General features: G+C 66.6%; 16 protein-coding genes. 11 read left to right on the forward strand and 5 right to left on the reverse strand.

Annotated elements, in window-relative coordinates:
* The first annotated feature begins 81 nt into the window (after nt 1-81).
* Nucleotides 82-1008, forward strand: a complete 927-nt coding sequence (locus A3CW_RS0122750; RefSeq protein ID WP_028205626.1) for a DMT family transporter — start codon at nt 82-84, stop codon at nt 1006-1008.
* A gap of 21 nt (nt 1009-1029) precedes the next feature.
* Here the strand turns inward: A3CW_RS0122750 and A3CW_RS0122755 are convergent, their stop codons facing one another.
* The gene (locus A3CW_RS0122755) at nt 1030-2331 is read right to left on the reverse strand and encodes an MFS transporter (protein WP_028205627.1); all 1302 of its coding nucleotides are present in this window, start codon (nt 2329-2331) and stop codon (nt 1030-1032) included.
* Between the two features lie 217 nt (nt 2332-2548).
* On the opposite strand from A3CW_RS0122755, the gene A3CW_RS47250 reads away from it, so the two are divergent.
* Genes A3CW_RS47250 through mdcH form a run of 8 tightly spaced genes read left to right on the forward strand, consistent with a single transcriptional unit; the run spans nt 2549 to nt 9539 of the window.
* Nucleotides 2549-3328, forward strand: coding sequence for a GntR family transcriptional regulator (locus A3CW_RS47250; protein ID WP_081771760.1), 780 nt, complete (start codon nt 2549-2551; stop codon nt 3326-3328).
* The gene (gene mdcA / locus A3CW_RS0122765) at nt 3312-4985 is read left to right on the forward strand and encodes a malonate decarboxylase subunit alpha (RefSeq protein ID WP_028205628.1); all 1674 of its coding nucleotides are present in this window, start codon (nt 3312-3314) and stop codon (nt 4983-4985) included. Before A3CW_RS47250 ends, mdcA begins: the two co-directional genes overlap by 17 nt.
* 5 nt (nt 4986-4990) lie before the next feature.
* Entirely contained in the window at nt 4991-5947 is a 957-nt protein-coding gene (locus A3CW_RS47255; RefSeq protein ID WP_081771761.1) for a triphosphoribosyl-dephospho-CoA synthase, read from the forward strand.
* Nucleotides 5935-6237 (forward strand): malonate decarboxylase subunit delta, encoded by a 303-nt coding sequence (locus A3CW_RS0122775; RefSeq protein WP_028205629.1) that lies wholly within the window; start codon nt 5935-5937, stop codon nt 6235-6237. The genes A3CW_RS47255 and A3CW_RS0122775 overlap by 13 nt, the downstream gene beginning before the upstream one ends.
* Nucleotides 6234-7115 carry a biotin-independent malonate decarboxylase subunit beta gene (locus A3CW_RS0122780; RefSeq protein WP_028205630.1) on the forward strand — a complete coding sequence of 294 codons (882 nt, stop codon included), beginning with the start codon at nt 6234-6236 and terminating at the stop codon, nt 7113-7115. Before A3CW_RS0122775 ends, A3CW_RS0122780 begins: the two co-directional genes overlap by 4 nt.
* Nucleotides 7112-7927: a biotin-independent malonate decarboxylase subunit gamma gene (gene mdcE, locus A3CW_RS0122785; protein ID WP_028205631.1), complete on the forward strand. Its 816-nt coding sequence runs from the start codon at nt 7112-7114 to the stop codon at nt 7925-7927. Before A3CW_RS0122780 ends, mdcE begins: the two co-directional genes overlap by 4 nt.
* Nucleotides 7928-7971: 44 nt before the next feature.
* Nucleotides 7972-8604, forward strand: a complete 633-nt coding sequence (locus A3CW_RS0122790; RefSeq protein ID WP_322787964.1) for a malonate decarboxylase holo-ACP synthase — start codon at nt 7972-7974, stop codon at nt 8602-8604.
* On the forward strand, nt 8601-9539 hold the full coding sequence (gene mdcH / locus A3CW_RS0122795; RefSeq protein WP_035513607.1) for a malonate decarboxylase subunit epsilon: 939 nt from the start codon (nt 8601-8603) through the stop codon (nt 9537-9539). The genes A3CW_RS0122790 and mdcH overlap by 4 nt, the downstream gene beginning before the upstream one ends.
* Before the next feature lie 135 nt (nt 9540-9674).
* Here mdcH and A3CW_RS0122800 read toward each other — a convergent pair whose 3' ends face one another.
* Together A3CW_RS0122800 and A3CW_RS0122805 are read right to left on the reverse strand one after the other, a co-directional pair.
* On the reverse strand, nt 9675-10271 hold the full coding sequence (locus A3CW_RS0122800) for an alpha-ketoglutarate-dependent dioxygenase AlkB family protein (RefSeq protein ID WP_028205634.1): 597 nt from the start codon (nt 10269-10271) through the stop codon (nt 9675-9677).
* Nucleotides 10272-10386: 115 nt separating this feature from the next.
* Entirely contained in the window at nt 10387-10722 is a 336-nt protein-coding gene (locus A3CW_RS0122805; RefSeq protein ID WP_028205635.1) for a hypothetical protein, read from the reverse strand.
* 446 nt (nt 10723-11168) lie between these two features.
* Between A3CW_RS0122805 and A3CW_RS0122810 the strand changes: the two genes are divergently transcribed.
* Both A3CW_RS0122810 and A3CW_RS47260 read left to right on the forward strand, forming a co-directional pair.
* Nucleotides 11169-12326: a metallophosphoesterase gene (locus A3CW_RS0122810; protein ID WP_028205636.1), complete on the forward strand. Its 1158-nt coding sequence runs from the start codon at nt 11169-11171 to the stop codon at nt 12324-12326.
* A 103-nt stretch (nt 12327-12429) separates the two neighbouring features.
* Complete coding sequence (locus A3CW_RS47260) at nt 12430-13521, forward strand: AI-2E family transporter (RefSeq protein ID WP_035513610.1); 1092 nt, start codon at nt 12430-12432, stop codon at nt 13519-13521.
* A 30-nt stretch (nt 13522-13551) separates the two neighbouring features.
* Here the strand turns inward: A3CW_RS47260 and A3CW_RS47265 are convergent, their stop codons facing one another.
* Nucleotides 13552-14991, reverse strand: a complete 1440-nt coding sequence (locus tag A3CW_RS47265; RefSeq protein WP_051481647.1) for a heavy metal sensor histidine kinase — start codon at nt 14989-14991, stop codon at nt 13552-13554.
* Entirely contained in the window at nt 14988-15677 is a 690-nt protein-coding gene (locus A3CW_RS0122825; protein WP_028205637.1) for a heavy metal response regulator transcription factor, read from the reverse strand. Before A3CW_RS0122825 ends, A3CW_RS47265 begins: the two co-directional genes overlap by 4 nt.
* Nucleotides 15678-15685 lie beyond the last annotated feature (8 nt).

A 15685-nucleotide genomic window follows, 5' to 3' on the forward strand; every position in this document is an offset into this window, starting at 1 on the left:
ATTTAATTCGTTTGCTCGCGCCCTGCAACCGGCGAATACTTAAGCTGTCTCCAACCCGCTTTCGATTCCCCAGCTCCGGCCATGCAATCCGAACATCACGGCAACCGCCAGCAAGGCGTCCTCATGCTCGCGGGCGGCGGCCTCCTGATGGGCACGATCGGCGTGTTCGTCGAGGAGGCGCGTCTCGGCGCCCTCACGCTCGTGTTCTTCCGCTGCTTTTTCGGCATGCTCGCGCTCGCCGGGTATTGCGCGTTCAAGGGCTGGCTTTCGCCGCGACAGTTCACGCGCCGCACGCTCACGCTCGCGCTGATTTCAGGCGTGCTGATGGTCACGCAGTGGGTCGCCTTCTTCGACGCGATCCATCGCACGAGCATTGCCGTTTCGACAGTCGTGTTCCATGTGCAGCCGTTCTGGGTCGTGCTGATGGGCGCAGCGCTCTTTCACGAGCGGCTCGGCGCCGACCGGCTGGGCTGGATCGGCATTGCCTTCGTGGGACTCGTGCTCGCTTCCGGCGTACTCGCGGAAACCCACGTGGCCGATCGCACGAGCTACATGATCGGCATTGGCGAGTCGCTGGGCGGCTCGGTGCTCTATGCGAGCGTCACGCTGATCGCCAAGAGCCTGCGCAACTTTCGCCCGCATCTGCTCACGCTTACGCAATGCGTGGTGGGCTCCGTGTGCCTGCCGCTCATCGCGCCGTTTTTCGCGCCGCTCGAACTCGCGCATATTTCCGCCACGCAATGGGGCTGGCTCGTCGGCATGGGCGTGCTGCACACGGGGCTTTCGTACGTGCTGATCTACGGCGCGCTGCCGATGCTGACGACACCCGTGATCGCCGTGCTGCTGTTCGTGTATCCGCTCACCGCGATCGCCGTCGATGCGATCGTCTACGGTCGGGCGCTGAGCGTGCCCCAGCTTGCGGGCATGGTGCTGATCGTGGCGGCGAGCCTCGGGGTCAATCTCGGCTGGCGCCTGTTGCCGCCGAGGCTCGTGAAGGCGCGGCGCTAACCGACGCGCCGCATAGGGGAATCAGGAAGGCAGCGTTTGACCCTTCGTTTCCGGCGCAAACGGAATGATCAGGAGCCCCAGAACGAAGGCTAGCGCCGTGAGCGCCACCGGCACGCCGAGTGTGTGCATACGCAGTACGGCCGCGCCCAGCAGGAAGTTCACGCCCGCACCCACGAAGCGGCCAAATGACGTGCAGAACGCGAACGCCGTAGCGCGCACACGCGTTTCGAACTGTTCAGGCAACCAGAGGCTGAACAGCGCGAAGTTGCCGCCAAAGAAGCCCAGCACGAAGAGCAGCGCGATGAACGGCACGAGTCCGTTCTCCAGGTAGAACGCCCAGCCGAAGCTCGCCGCGATCGTCACGGCCATGCCCGCGAAATAGACGGCGAGCGTCCACTTCCGCCCGATGCGCTCGGCCATGGGCGGCAGTGCGAGGCAACCAAGGATCGTGCCGATCGACAGGATGCCCGTGGCGATAGACGCCGTGCGGATCGCCTCGGCCTTGTTCGCCCCCGCCTTTGTCGCCAGCTGGATCACGGCGGACGGCTCATAAACCGCACCTGCCCACAACCCGATGATCGCGATGGTCAGCAACGCGCACGCCACCACGGTGCGCAGGCGGTAGACGTCGCCGAAGATTTCACGCAGCGGGCGGCCGCGGTGCACATGGCTCGCCTCCGACTTCTGCCACTTGGCCGGTTCCTCCACACGCAGGAGCACGAGAATGGCCACCACCACCGGCACTGCGCCCGTGAGGAACATGGCGCGCCAGCCGAAGTGCACGCCGACCGTGTAATTGAGCGCGGCCGCAATGAAGAAGCCCGCGTAATAGCCGGTCTGCAGATAGCCCGCACCCATCTTGCGGCGGTCTTCGGGCCACGATTCGGCAACGTATGTGCCCGCGAGCGCCCACTCCCCGCCGATGCCCACGCCCGCGAGAAAGCGGTAGATGGCGAGCGACCACACGCTGTGCGCGGTGGCCGAAAGTCCCGTGAAGATCGCAAACATGAAGATGGTGCCGGCCAGCACGCGCGTGCGGCCGAAGCGGTCCGCGAGCGGCCCCCAGATGAACGACAGCCCCCAGCCGACGAGGAAGAGCGCGAACAGGATCGAGCCGGCAAGCCCGATGTTCGCCGCGCTCGCTTCATAGCCCGAGCGCGGCAACAGTTCCGTGAGCGCGGGCGTGAGCACGAGTGCGTAGATGAACGAGTCCATCCCGTCGAGCGTCCAGCCTGCCCAGGCGCCCCAGAAACCGGCGATCTGCGACCGGTTGAGCGGTGTCTTGGCGCGAGTTCGCCGCGCGGACTCGGTGATCGAATTCATGATGCTCCTCTCTCCTTTGATGCCTCGCCAGCCCGCGCGGCCGGATGCGCACGCGCGCCGCGAAACGCGGAAATGCAGGCCGCGACAGTGCCGGCCCCCTTCAGGAACTCCCTGTAAGCCCCCGTTCTTCTTACCCGTCTATAGTGAAACTGGTGTTTCTGTGTTGCGGGTTTTCGAGGCTTTCGCCTTGGTCGTTTTATATATAATATTTGATCTCATGAACGACGCAACGAATGGTTTTCCCCTGGAAGGCGCTGCCGCGCCTCGCACCAGCACCTCGCGCATGATCGCCGACGCCCTGCGCAGCGCGATCGTCGAGGGCAAGCTCGCGCCCAACGCGCCGCTGCGCCAGGACGCGATCGCGCGGCATTTTTCGGTCAGCGCGATCCCCGTGCGCGAGGCGCTGCGCCAGCTCGCGAGCGAAGGCTGGGCGAAGATCGAGGTGAACAAGGGCGCGAGCGTGGCCTCGCTTTCCGCCGACGAAGCGCGCGAAATCTACGAGATCCGCTCCGCGCTCGAAAGCCTCGCGCTCGGCCTTGCCATTCCGAATCACACGAGCGCCACGCTGCGCGAAGTGACCGCGCTGGCCGCCGCCGCGAAGCGCGAGCGCGATCCGTCGCTCTATGTCGCGCGCAACGAGGCCTTTCACATGAACCTCTACGCGCCCGCCGGCCGCCCGCAGCTCATGGAGATGCTCATCACGCTCCATCGCCGCGGCGAACGTTATCTGCGCCTCAAATTCGGCTTCCCCGAATACAAGGGCGAATCCGATAGTGAGCACACCGAAATTCTCGCCGCCGTGAAGCGCGGCGACGTACCCACCGCGCAAAAGCTCGTGGCCGAGCACCTGCTCGGTACGGGCGAACTGATCTACCGTTTCCTGACCGAGCGCGCCGCGCTGCCTGCAGTGCCGCCTTCGGTGCAAACTGCCGCCGCCAAGCCGCGCGCCGCCTCTTCCCGCTCACGGAGCCGAACCGCCGATGAAGCCTCAAGCTAATACGCCAACCTCGCCAGACCTCGCACCGCGTTCGTGGACCACGCGCCGCGACGAAAAGGCCCGCCGCCTCGCCGCCGTTTCGGGCTGGCTCGAAGACGGCGTCCTGCCCGCCTCGCGCATGACCGATGCGCTCGAACTGCTGATCCGCCCCGGCGACCGCGTCGCACTGGAAGGCGACAACCAGAAGCAGGCCGACTTCCTCTCGCGTTCGCTGGCCAAGGCCGATCCGGCCAAGGTCAACAACGTTCACCTGCTGATTTCGAGCATCAGCCGCCCTGAGCATCTCACGCTGTTCGAGCGCGGCATTGCGCACCGCGTGGACTTCGCGTTCGCGGGACCGCAGAGTCTGCGCGTCGCGCAGTTGCTCGAAGATGGCCAGCTCGAAGTGGGCGCGATCCATACCTATGTCGAGCTGTACGCGCGCATGTTCGTCGACCTGATTCCCCAGGTCGCGCTGCTGTGCGCCGAAAAAGCCGACCGCCACGGCAATCTCTACACCGGCCCGAATACCGAAGACACCCCGACCATCGCCGAAGCCGCCGCGTTCAGCCAGGGCATCGTGATCGTTCAGGTGAACGAAATCGTCGATGAACTGCCGCGTGTGGACATTCCCGGCTCATGGGTCGACGTGGTCGTGCAGGCCGACCGGCCGTTCGCGGTCGAGCCGCTCTTTACGCGCGATCCGCGCCACATCGGCGACTTGCAGGTGCTCACCGCGATGATGGTTATCAAGGGCATTTACGCGCACTATGGCATCGCCGCGCTCAATCACGGGATTGGTTTCGACACCGCGGCGATCGAATTGCTGCTCCCCACCTACGGCGAATCGCTCGGCCTGAAGGGCAAGATCTGCCGCAACTGGACGCTCAATCCGCATCCCACGCTGATTCCCGCCATCGAATCGGGCTGGGTGGAAAGCGTGCATTGCTTCGGCAGCGAAGTGGGCATGGAAGACTATATCGCCGCACGGCCCGATGTGTTCTTCACCGGCAGCGACGGCAGCCTGCGCTCGAATCGCGTGCTGTGCCAACTCGCGGGGCAATATGCCGTGGATCTCTTCATCGGCTCGACGCTGCAGATCGACGCGGACGCGAATTCGTCCACCGTCACGCGCGGCCGGCTTGCGGGCTTTGGCGGCGCGCCGAACATGGGCCACGATCCGCGCGGTCGGCGCCATGCGAGCGAAGCGTGGCTCAAGCTGCTCAAGGACAACGGCCCGGTTTCGCGCGGCCACAAGCTCGTGGTGCAACTGGCGGAAACCTGGAAGAAAGGCGGCGAGCCGACCTTCGTGGATGAACTCGACGCCATCGCCGTGGGCCAGAAGAGCTGCATGCCCGTTGCGCCCGTGATGATCTACGGCGATGACGTGAGCCATGTCGTGACCGAAGAGGGCATTGCGCACCTGCATCGCGCAGAGGGCATCGAAGAGCGCCGCGCCGCGCTCGCGGCCGTGGCGGGCGTGACGCCCATCGGCCTGCGCGCGCAGCAGCAGAAAACCGACGAACTGCGCCGCCGCGGCATCGTGCAGTTCCCCGAGGATCTCGGCATCTTGCGCGGCGAGGCCAAGCGCTCGCTGCTCGCGGCGCGCAGCATCGACGATCTGGTGACGTGGTCGGGCGGGCTCTATACGCCGCCCGCTCGTTTCCGCAGCTGGTAAGCGCGATGCGGACACTTCCTTTTACGGCGCTTGCCGAGGGCTCGGCGGGTCTCGCGCGGCGTGTCCCGTACGCCGGCGACGCGCGGCTGGCCTCCTCCGACGCGCAACTCGCCCGCTTCGCCCGCGACGCGCTGATCGAAGAGGCGCGCCTCACGCCCAAACCCGCGCTCGTGGACGCGCGCGGTAGTGGCGCGCACAGCGACCTCGATCTCGCGACGATGCTGCGCTCGGCGCATGCGCTCGAACCCACGTTCGAAGCGCTCGCGCGCGCCTCGCGCGGGGCCGCGCCCGGCACGGCGCTGCGCACCGATCTCGCGCGCATCGGCCGCGCCGGCGAAGCCGCGATGATGCGCGCGACGCAAGGCAGCAACGCGCATCGCGGCGCGATCTGGATCGTCGGGCTGCTGGTGGCGGGCGCGGCGATCGCGCATACGCCGCAAAGCCGCGACAGCGAGTGTGCCCACGCGGCGCACATCTGCGAAACGGCCGCGCAGATCGCGCGCTTCGACGACCGGCTCGCGCAGCCCGCGCAAAGCAACGGCGAGCGCGTGCGTCAGCGCTACAACGTGGGCGGCGCGCGCAGCGAAGCGCAAGACGGCTTTCCGCACGTCGTGCGCGTGGGCCTGCCCGCACTGCACGCCGCACGCGCGCAAGGCCATGACGAAGCCCACGCGCGCGTGGACGCCCTGCTCGCGATCATGGCCTCGCTCGACGACACCTGCCTGCTGCATCGCGCGGGGCTCATCGGGCGCGAGGCCGCGCAAACGGGTGCGCAGCGCGTGCGCGAGGCGGGCGGCCTTGCCACGCAAGCCGGCCGCGCCGCGTTCGACGCGCTCGAACGCGCGCTGCTCGCACTCAACGCATCGCCGGGTGGCGCGGCCGATCTGCTCGCCGCGACGCTCTTCATCGACAGACTGGTTCAGCACCGCATGGGCGGGAGGACGGTTTCATGGAACAACTGACATTCGACTATCCGGCGCAACGCGCCGTGACGACGCGCGCCCACGTGGGCGTGGTGGGCTCGGGCGATCTCGAAGTGCTGCTGCAGCCCGCGAGCGACATGCAGGCGCGCGTGGTCGTGCAGACAAGCGTGGACGGCTATAGCCACATCTGGAAGAGCGTGCTCGACCGCTTCTTCACGCGCTACGACGGCGCGGCGCTCATCGAGATCAACGACTTCGGCGCCACGCCCGGCGTGGTGGCGCTACGGCTCGCGGAAGCCGTGGAAGCCGCGCAGGAGGCGCAGTCATGAGCAACACTAATCAATTGACGCCCGCCACGCTGCTGCGCGAGAGCTTCATCGAATTGAGCGCGCGCGAACGCGCAGCCGCCGTGCTGGACGCGGGCACGTTCCGCGAACTGCTCGGGCCGTTCGATCGGATCGAATCGCCGTGGCTGCCTTTGCAGGGCATCGTCTGCCAGGCCGACGACGGCGCGGTGATCGCGCGCGGCACCATCGACGGCGAGCCCGCCGTCGTCGCCGCGATCGAATCGGCGTTCCAGGGCGGCAGCATCGGCGAAGTGTCGGGCAGCAAGATCGCCGCCGCACTCGAACTGGCGCTCGCCGACTGCGAGCGCGGCAAGATCGTGCGGCCCGTCATCCTGTTCGAAACCGGTGGCGTGCGCTTGCAGGAGGCCAATCTCGGCCTCGCCGTGATTGCGGAGATCCAGTCGGCCATCGTCGCGTTGCGCGCGCACGTGAACGTGGTCGGCGTGATCGCGGGCATGGTGGGTTGTTTTGGCGGCATGTCGCTCGCGGCGGCCCTGTGTTCGACGCTCGTGATGACGAAGCAAGGCCGCCTCGGCATGAATGGTCCGGAGGTGATAGAGCAGGAAGCCGGCATCGAGGAACTCGATTCGAGCGACCGCCGCCAGGTGTGGCAATTGATCGGCGGCGAGCAGCGCGCGCAAACGGGTTTCGCCGATGCGCTCGTCGAAGACGCCGTGGACGACGTGCGCGCCGCCGTGCGTGCCGCGTTTGCCCAAGACGCGCCGCACACGCCGCGCTCGGCGGATGTGGATGCCACGCTCGCGAAACTCGCGCAGATCGATCCCGCCAGCGTGAACCCTGAGACGATGCGTGCGGTGTTCACCGCTTCGCCCCTGAACCTGAGCGGAGAAAACGCATGAACGACACGACGACGAGCCGCGGCGCACATTGGCTGCGCGCCCTCGCGGGCGGAGAAACGCAGGGCGCGTGCGTGCAATACGCCGATGCGCCGCTCGACAACGAGACCGCGCGCTTCATCACCGTCGCGCCCGATCCCGCGAACCGCTTTCCACGCGCGCGCGAGAACGTGGTGGGCCTCGAACAAGGCTGGCGTCTCGCGAAGGCCGTGCGCGAAGCAATTGCCGAAGACGCCGCGAGCGGCAAGCGCCGCCCCATCATCGCGATCGTCGATGTGAAGAGCCAGGCCTATGGCTATCGCGAGGAGATGCTCGGCATTCATCTCGCCTGCGCCTCGGCCGTGGACGCCTACGCAAGCGCGCGGCTCGCGGGGCATCCCGTGGTGGCGCTGATCGTCGGGCCCGCCATGTCGGGCGCGTTTCTCGCGCATGGCTATCAGGCCAATCGCATCGTCGCGCTCGACGCGCCCGGCACGATGGTCCACGCCATGGGCAAGGAAGCGGCGGCGCGCGTCACGCGGCGCAGCGTCGAGGACCTCGACGAGCTGGGCGAAAAGATCGTGCCGATGTCGTATTCGATGGCTTCGTTCGCGAAGCTCGGTCTGCTCGACGAGCTGATCGAAGGCGTCGATGCGGACGCGCCGAGCGTTGCGCAGATCGCACGCGTGCGCGATGTGCTCGCACAGAAGGTGCGGGAGGCACGCGGCGACAGGAGCGGCCTCGCGCATCGACTGCAAGGCGAGTCGGCGCAGCGTACGCGTGCGGCGTCGATCGAGGTGCGCAGGCGGCTCGCGCAACAGTGGGACGCTAGCTGATGCGCGTATGCGCCGCCCCGCCGTTTGCTGTTGACGCGCCGCGCGTGGACGACGCGCGCTGGCGCGCGCACGACCTGCTGCGCGTCGCGCGCCATACCCCGTCAGGCGACGAGCCGGATTGGGTACGCGCCGCGCTTGCCCGCGCGCCCTGGGTGGTCGTGCGGCGCACGCGCGCGGCGGCGGGTTTCGTGGCGGTAGGCGTGCGCGGCAGCGTACGTTCGGAGCGTTTCGGCACTTGGCTCAATACTGAGGATATCGAATCATCTTCTGGTCCAGAGGATCTTCTTGACGTTGATCCACTTCGCGCACGCCGCGCACTGCCCGCGTTCATCGCGCTCGCTACCCTGCGCGCAAGCGCCGCCCCGTTGCGCAATTACGTTTGGGGCCCGACGGGCAGCGCCGGTTTCGAACTCGCCACGGGCGTTCCCACCCTCACGGCATCGAGCGATCTCGACATCCTGATTCGCCTGCCGCAGCGCGTCTCACGCGCGGCTATCGACGCGCTGGCGCAGACGCTCGCACAAGCCGCCACCCGCTCCGGCACACGCATCGACGCGCAACTCGAAACGCCCGCAGGCGGCGTCGCGCTCGCCGAACTCGCGGCGCACAAGCCGCGCGTGCTGGCGCGCGCTTCCAGCGGCGCGCAACTCGTCGCCGATCCGTGGCAAGCACCATGACGCTCGCCCTGCTCTTTCCCGGCCAGGGCGCGCAAACCACCGGCTTTCTCCACAAGCTGCCGCAGCACGACGCCGTGCGGGCGACGCTTGACGAGGCGTCGGCTGCACTCGGCTTCGACGTCCTGACGCTCGATAACGACGACGCTTTGCGCTCCACGGTTGCCGTTCAGATCGGCCTCACGGTCGCGGGCGTAGCCGTTGTGCGAGCATTGGCGCACGAAGGACTCGCGCCGCAATTCAGCGCCGGGCTTTCCGTGGGCGCTTATGCGGCCGCGGTAAGCTGCGAGGCCCTGGCGTTTGGCGACGCGCTGCACATGGTGCGCAAACGCGCCGAGCTGATGGAAAACGCGTGGCCATCGGGCTATGGCCTCACGGCCGTCGCGGGGCTGAGCGAGACGCAAGTGGAAACGCTCGCGGATGCGCATGCACGTGAAGGCGGCGAGCGCGTGTACGTGGCGAACGTCAACGCGCCGCGCCAGATCGTCGTAGCCGGCGCCGATGGCGCGCTCGAAGCCTTCGCGGCCCGTGCGCTCGCCGCTGGCGCGCGCAAGGCGCAACGGCTCGCAGTGGCCGTTCCTTCGCATTGCGAACTATTGGCCGATGCCGCCGATACGCTCGCCGAGTGGGCACGCGACATCCCGTTTCGTACGCCGCGTAGCGTGTATGTCGACAATCGCGGCGGCCGGCCGCTCTACGACGCCGACGCCATCCGCGCCGATCTCGCCACCAACATGCGCTTCACAGTGCGCTGGTACGACGCGCTCACGGTCATGATCGAGTCGGGCGCAAGCGTGCTGGTCGAAGCGCCGCCCGGCCAGGTGCTCACGGACATCGCGCGCGAGCAGTATCCCGAGGTGAGCGCGCTCGCGGGCTCGGGTTTGCCGCTGGAGCGTCTCGTCGCGATCGTGCGGCGCCGGCTCGGCGAGGACGTCTGATCGCGGCTCCAATGCCGATTTTGGCGTTTATGCGCATAAATTCTTATTCGTTTTTTAGCGCAAAGCCGCTCGTGTGCGCGTAGACTTCGCGTCGAAGATCGGCGATTTACCACCCATCTGCAGCGTTCTTGACGCCTATTTCCGCAAACCCGGCGTTACCACGCGAAACGTGAGATTCAAGCGCTCGCCGCTCACGGCAGGCTCCTTCGGCACGCGATGCCGCCATTGCGCCTGGGTCTTTCCCTGCATCACGAGCAGGCTGCCGCTCCTCAGCGGGAAAGAACGCACCACGCCCGTCGCGTTGTGACGCAAGTCGAAGCGCCGCGTCGCGCCGAGACTCAGCGAGGCGATCACCGGCTCGGGGCCGAGTTCGGGTTCGCGGTCCGCGTGCCAGCCCATGCTGTCCGTGCCCGTGCGGTAACGGTTGAGCAGCACGCTGTTGAAGCGCACGCCGCAAAGCGCCGAGATGGCGTCGCGCAGTTCGGCTACCTGGCGGGTCCACGGCTGCGGGATGTTTCGGATGCCTGAATAGACGTACACCGCGCCTTCGTCGCCCTGCCAGGCCGTGAGGCGCGGCTGGTCCACCCAGCCGCCAGGCGTACGAATGCGTTCCTGGCGCCAGTCGGCCTCGGCGATGATGCGCGCGAGCGCCTCGGCGGCCGCCTCTGGCGCGAGCCATGACGGATGCCATGCCACGTCGGGGGCAGGCGTATCGTCGAAAAGATCGAACATCGAGAGTGCTTCAATCGAGCGGGAAAACACGCAGTTTCGCATGGCGCGGACCCGGCCGCCGCGCGCCCTCGCTTCCCGCAGGATAGCGAATCAACCGAAACTGCAAGCAAACGATTCAGGTGAGCAGCGCGATGTAGAACACCGCCGCGCCGATGAGGGCGCCGATGAAGCAGAAGCCTTCGGCGGGTTCGTCGGTGGTACGGGATCGCAGCCAGGCACCCAGCACGCCGAACATGCCCGCAATACCGAGCGCGACGAACACCATCACGACATCGAATAGCGCACTTCGGCCAATATCGGGAATATCGATGCGCTTAACCGCGATATATAGCGCGATGGCCATGATCGAGAGAACGACCATCGGCAGCATGACGTGGCTGCCCTCGTGCCCGACGTGACGACCATGCAGACCCTCATGCAGCCCATGTGCGACCGGCCGGATACCTTTCATGATCCGTCTCCCCCAGAGCGCCCGAAACCGCGCGGGCCTCGTTTTGAGCATAGTCCATCGCAGGGGCCGATTCAATGGACGTTTAATAGAGTGTGCCCGGCCCCACGAGAACATAGTGCGACGAGTGGGATCGCGCTGGCAATCCAGGGAAATGCCGCACTGCCACACGCGTAGACGATAAAGCATCAAGGCCCATGCATACACGCATGCATGTATGTTCGTGCACGCACGATCAACCCCTTCATGCTGCGTCGCAGCATGCACATCCGAAAACCGCCGCCACCTACCGGCACGAAGTCTGCGGCGCCGGTAAAATGCAACGCAGCCTACCTGTACTGACCCGTCCACCGGGTTTTCGAGCGGGCCTCGACGACTGGGCTTTGCTGCAGCGCGCCGTGCCCGGCGCGCCAACCCGCGTCGGTCCGCTCCCATCCGTTTGCGCCGCCATGCCCCGACTCTCGTTTCTGGTCCGCTTCATTGCCATCGGCGTGCTGCTGCATGCTTATGTCGGCTTTCGCCTGATTCCCGACCTGCCCGTGCCCGCCGCCGGCAAATGGCTCGCCGTGCTGTGGCTCGTGCTCTCGGTGCTGTTCATTCCGCCCGGCATGCTTGCGCGGCGCTTCACGCGCCAGCCGCTCGGCGACCGCCTCGCCTGGATCGGCATGCTCGCCATGGGCTTCTTCTCGTCGCTGCTCATGTTGACGATCGCGCGCGACATCGTGCTCGCCTCGGCCATGACCGTGGAGGCGCTCTGGCCCAAGGCCATCGATCTCGCCAACTGGCGCACCGTGAGCGCCGCCGCGGTGATCGTGCTTGCGTTCCTCTCCTCCGGGTTCGGCTTCTTCAACGCGCGGCGGCGTGCGCGCGTGCGCAACGTCGAGGTGCCGATTCGCGGCCTGCCCGCCGCGCTCGACGGCTTCACCATCGTGCAACTGAGCGACATCCACGTCGGGCCGACGATCAAGCACGGCTACGTCGATGCCATCGTGCGCGCCGTGAACCAGCTCGACGCCGACGTGGTCGCCATCACGGGCGACGTGGTGGACGGCAGCGTGGCGCATCTCGCCGACCACACCGCGCCGCTCGGCAAGCTCAACGCGCATCACGGCGTGTATCTCGTGACCGGCAACCATGAGTACTATTCGGGCGCGGACGCCTGGATTGCCGAATTCCGCCGCATCGGCCTCACGGTGCTGATGAACCAGCATGTAGTGATCGAGCATGGCGGCGCGCGGCTCGTGCTGGCCGGCGTGACCGACTACACGGGCGGCCAGTTCGATCCCGCGCACCGCAGCGATCCGGCGGAAGCGCTGCGCGGCGCGCCCGCCGACGTCAACACGCGCGTGCTGCTCGCGCACCAGCCGCGCACGGCCCACGCCGCCGTCGACGCGGGCTTCACGCTGCAACTCTCCGGCCACACGCACGGCGGCCAGATTTTCCCGTGGAATTTTCTCGTGCGGCTGCAGCAGCCGTTCACGGCGGGCCTCGAAAAGCTCGGCAGCCTGTGGGTCTACACGAGCCGCGGCACGGGCTACTGGGGGCCGCCCAAGCGCCTTGGCGCGCCTTCGGAAATCACGCGCGTGCGGCTGGTGGGCGCACAGTGATCCCCTGGGCGCGCTGCGCCCGGCAGCCCGCGCGGCGTTGCCGGTATCATCGGACGATGCCGCCGTTCGTCCGCCTGGCCGCTTTAACTGGAATTCATCGCACATGGAAGGCAACAAACACCTTCACCAGACATCGTTCTTTTTGCTGCTGTTCACGGTGTCCGTTGCACTTTGCTTCATCCTCGCGCCGTTCTTCAGCACGGTGCTCTGGGGCGCCATACTCGCATTGATCTTCCAGCCGGTGCAGCGCCGGCTCGTTGCGCGGCTCGGGCGGCGGCGCAATGTCGCCGCGCTCATTACGCTCACCATCTGCCTCGTCATCGTGATCTTTCCGCTCACGCTGGTGACGGCCACGCTGGTGCAGCAGGTCGCCTCGGCATATCAGGAGGTGCGTAGCGGCAGCCTCGACTTCGGCGCGTACTTCACGCAGATCGTCCATGCCATGCCCGAGTCGATTCAGAACCTGCTCGCGCGCTACGACCTCATGGATCTGCCCGGGCTGCAGCAGCGCCTTTCGGCGGGCGCCGCACAGATCAGCCAGTTCGTCGCCACGCGTGCTCTCTCCTTCGGGCAGAACACGCTGCAATTTCTGGTGAGCTTCGGCGTGATGCTCTATCTGTTCTTCTTCCTCGTGCGCGACGGCCGGGATATTTCGCGGCTCGTGCGCGACGCCATTCCGCTCGACGAACAGCACAAGCTACATCTCATGCGCAAGTTCACGACGGTGATCCGCGCGACGGTGAAGGGCAACGTGGCGGTGGCGGTCGTGCAGGGCGGCCTGGGCGGTATCGCGCTCTGGGTGCTCGGCATTCAGGGCGCGCTGCTGTGGGGCTTCGTGATGATGCTGCTCTCGCTGTTGCCCGCCGTGGGCGCGGCGCTCGTGTGGGGGCCCATTGCGATCTACTTCCTCTCCACAGGCGCGGTGGCGAAGGGAGTCGGGCTGATCGTCTTCGGCTCCGTCGTGATCGGCACCGTGGACAACGTGCTGCGCCCCCTGCTCGTGGGCAAGGACACGCGCCTGCCCGACTGGGTCGTGCTGATCTCGACGCTCGGCGGCATTTCGCTCATGGGCATCAACGGCTTCGTGATCGGGCCGCTCGTCGCCGCGCTTTTCATCAGTTGCTGGGACTTGCTGCGCAAGGACCAGCACTACATCGAAAACGAAAGCACGCCCGTGGAAGACGAGCCCGTCTAAGCGCCGCTTCCGGGCCGCATTAGTGCGGCGCTATGGCGAAACGTGCAGCGGCACGCCGGCGCGGCCCTGGCGTGCAATACCGGCAACGGGCGCTTCGGGTGCTTCGGCGCCATCCACGGCCACTGAAAACCCGAACGTGTTGACGCCGTCTGCGCTGCGCACGAACACCGTGCCGCCGTGCATTTCCGCCACGGCCTTGACGATCGACAGCCCGAGCCCGTGATTTTCGTGGCTGTTCGAGCGCGCCTCCTGAATGCGGTAGAAGCGGTCGAAAATATGCTCGCGCGTCACCGGATCGAGCGGCTCGCCGGGATTCGAAACGGCGATCTCGACGTGACCGTTCTGCGGCGCGACCGTGGCGCGCAGCGTCGTGCCGGACTGCGAATGCTGGATCGCGTTGACGAACAGGTTGCTCACGGCGCGGCCGATCAGCGACGTATTCACCCATGCGCGCGCGTCGCCTTGCACTTCCACGCGCAGTTGCGCCTCTTCCAGCGGCATTTCCAGAAAATCGAGCATGCGTTCGATCTCCGAGCGCAACGACACTTCCGTGAGGTCCGTCGCTCGTTCGCCGCGATCGCTGCGCGAGAGGAACAGCATGTCGTTCACGATCACGCGCAATCGTTCGAATTCCTCAAGATTCGATTGCAGCGTCTGTTGCAGCTGTTCGACCGAACGGTCGCGCGTGAGCGCCACCTGGGTCTGGCCGATCAGGATGCTCACCGGTGTGCGCAGCTCGTGCGCCACGTCGGCGTTGAACGATTCGAGCCGCTCGTAGGCCTTGTCGAGGCGTTCGAGTGCGCCATTGAACGACGTGGCGAGCTCGTGCAACTCCTCGGGCAGTTCGTCCGAATGCAGACGCTGGCGCCGGTTCGACGGGCTCAACTGCGAGGCCTCGCGCGAGAGCCGCGTGAGCGGCGCAAGACCGAAGCGCGTCACCGCGCGGCTCAGCAGCGCGACCGCGATGGTGGACAGCGCGATCAGCACGCCGAGCGCAATGCCAAAGCGCCGCAGCATGCCTTCGGTGCGCACGCAGTCGCTGCCGACCACGAGTTTCACCTGCGGCCGGTCACCGCTCGCCGGTACGATAAAGGTCGTCGTGATGATGTCGTAGCTGCAACCCGGCGGGCGCACGAGCAGATGATTGGGGCCCACGTCACCGGTGACCTTGCCGACGATGGGCGTGCCGAAACGAAAGCGCGGATCCGGGCCTTCGACGTAGTAATGCATGCGGCTATCCGCAGGCGAGAGGTCGCGCAGCTTTTCCTGCACGAAGGCCCACTTCTGCACGTCCGGTGCGTGCGAAACGATCAGGCTCGCAATGCGCGCGCGCGTGTCGAGCGTTTCGCGCAGCTCGTTGAAGAGCTGACGCTGCATCAGGAAGAAGAGGCCCGCGCCCGTGAGCGTGAACACGATGAGCGACACCGCTGCGAACATCGCCGAAAGCCGCAGCGAGATCGAGCGTTTCATGACGTCTGGCCTCCTTCCTCGCGCATTTCGAGCACGTAGCCCATGCCGCGTATGGTGTGCAGCAGTTTCGCCGCGTGCGGGCCGTCGAGCTTGGCGCGCAGCCGCTTGATCGCCGTTTCCACCACGTTCGCATTGCTTTCGAAATTCACGTCCCAGACCAGCTCGGTGATGAGCGTCTTGGAGAGAATCTCGCCGCGCCGCCGCGCGAGCACCGAAAGCAACTGGAATTCCTTCGCCGTGAGATCGAGGCGCACACCGTCGCGCGTGGCGCGGCGGCTGATGAGGTCCACCTGCAGATCGCCCACCGAAATCAGTGTGGATTCCTGCGTGCGCGCGCGCCGCGTGAGGGCGCGCAGCCGCTCGACGAGTTCGAGGAACGAGAACGGCTTCGTGAGATAGTCGTCGGCGCCGTCGCGCAGGCCGTGCACGCGATCATCCACGCGGTCGCGCGCCGTCAGCATGATGACCGGCGTGTCCTTCTTCGTGCGCACGGCGCGCAGCACGCCGAAGCCGTCGAGCTTCGGCAGCATGACGTCGAGCACGATCACGTCGAAGTCGTATTCCGTGGCCATCCACGCGCCTTCCTCGCCGTCCATGGCGACGTCCACGACCCAGCCCTGCTCCGTGAGTCCGCTGCGCAAATAGTCCACGACCTTGCGTTCGTCTTCGATTACCAATACTTTCATGCCCGCCC

The sequence above is a fragment of the Paraburkholderia nodosa DSM 21604 genome, assembly GCF_000519185.1.
GTDB lineage: Bacteria > Pseudomonadota > Gammaproteobacteria > Burkholderiales > Burkholderiaceae > Paraburkholderia > Paraburkholderia nodosa.

Coding starts and splice junctions, on each gene's coding strand:
- A3CW_RS0122750 (WP_028205626.1), top strand. CDS start 82: ATGCAATCCGAACATCACGGCAACCGCCAGCAAGGCGTCCTCATGCTC.
- A3CW_RS0122755 (WP_028205627.1), bottom strand. CDS start 2,331: ATGAATTCGATCACCGAGTCCGCGCGGCGAACTCGCGCCAAGACACCG.
- A3CW_RS47250 (WP_081771760.1), top strand. CDS start 2,549: ATGAACGACGCAACGAATGGTTTTCCCCTGGAAGGCGCTGCCGCGCCT.
- mdcA (WP_028205628.1), top strand. CDS start 3,312: ATGAAGCCTCAAGCTAATACGCCAACCTCGCCAGACCTCGCACCGCGT.
- A3CW_RS47255 (WP_081771761.1), top strand. CDS start 4,991: ATGCGGACACTTCCTTTTACGGCGCTTGCCGAGGGCTCGGCGGGTCTC.
- A3CW_RS0122775 (WP_028205629.1), top strand. CDS start 5,935: ATGGAACAACTGACATTCGACTATCCGGCGCAACGCGCCGTGACGACG.
- A3CW_RS0122780 (WP_028205630.1), top strand. CDS start 6,234: ATGAGCAACACTAATCAATTGACGCCCGCCACGCTGCTGCGCGAGAGC.
- mdcE (WP_028205631.1), top strand. CDS start 7,112: ATGAACGACACGACGACGAGCCGCGGCGCACATTGGCTGCGCGCCCTC.
- mdcH (WP_035513607.1), top strand. CDS start 8,601: ATGACGCTCGCCCTGCTCTTTCCCGGCCAGGGCGCGCAAACCACCGGC.
- A3CW_RS0122800 (WP_028205634.1), bottom strand. CDS start 10,271: ATGTTCGATCTTTTCGACGATACGCCTGCCCCCGACGTGGCATGGCAT.
- A3CW_RS0122805 (WP_028205635.1), bottom strand. CDS start 10,722: ATGAAAGGTATCCGGCCGGTCGCACATGGGCTGCATGAGGGTCTGCAT.
- A3CW_RS0122810 (WP_028205636.1), top strand. CDS start 11,169: ATGCCCCGACTCTCGTTTCTGGTCCGCTTCATTGCCATCGGCGTGCTG.
- A3CW_RS47260 (WP_035513610.1), top strand. CDS start 12,430: ATGGAAGGCAACAAACACCTTCACCAGACATCGTTCTTTTTGCTGCTG.
- A3CW_RS47265 (WP_051481647.1), bottom strand. CDS start 14,991: ATGAAACGCTCGATCTCGCTGCGGCTTTCGGCGATGTTCGCAGCGGTG.
- A3CW_RS0122825 (WP_028205637.1), bottom strand. CDS start 15,677: ATGAAAGTATTGGTAATCGAAGACGAACGCAAGGTCGTGGACTATTTG.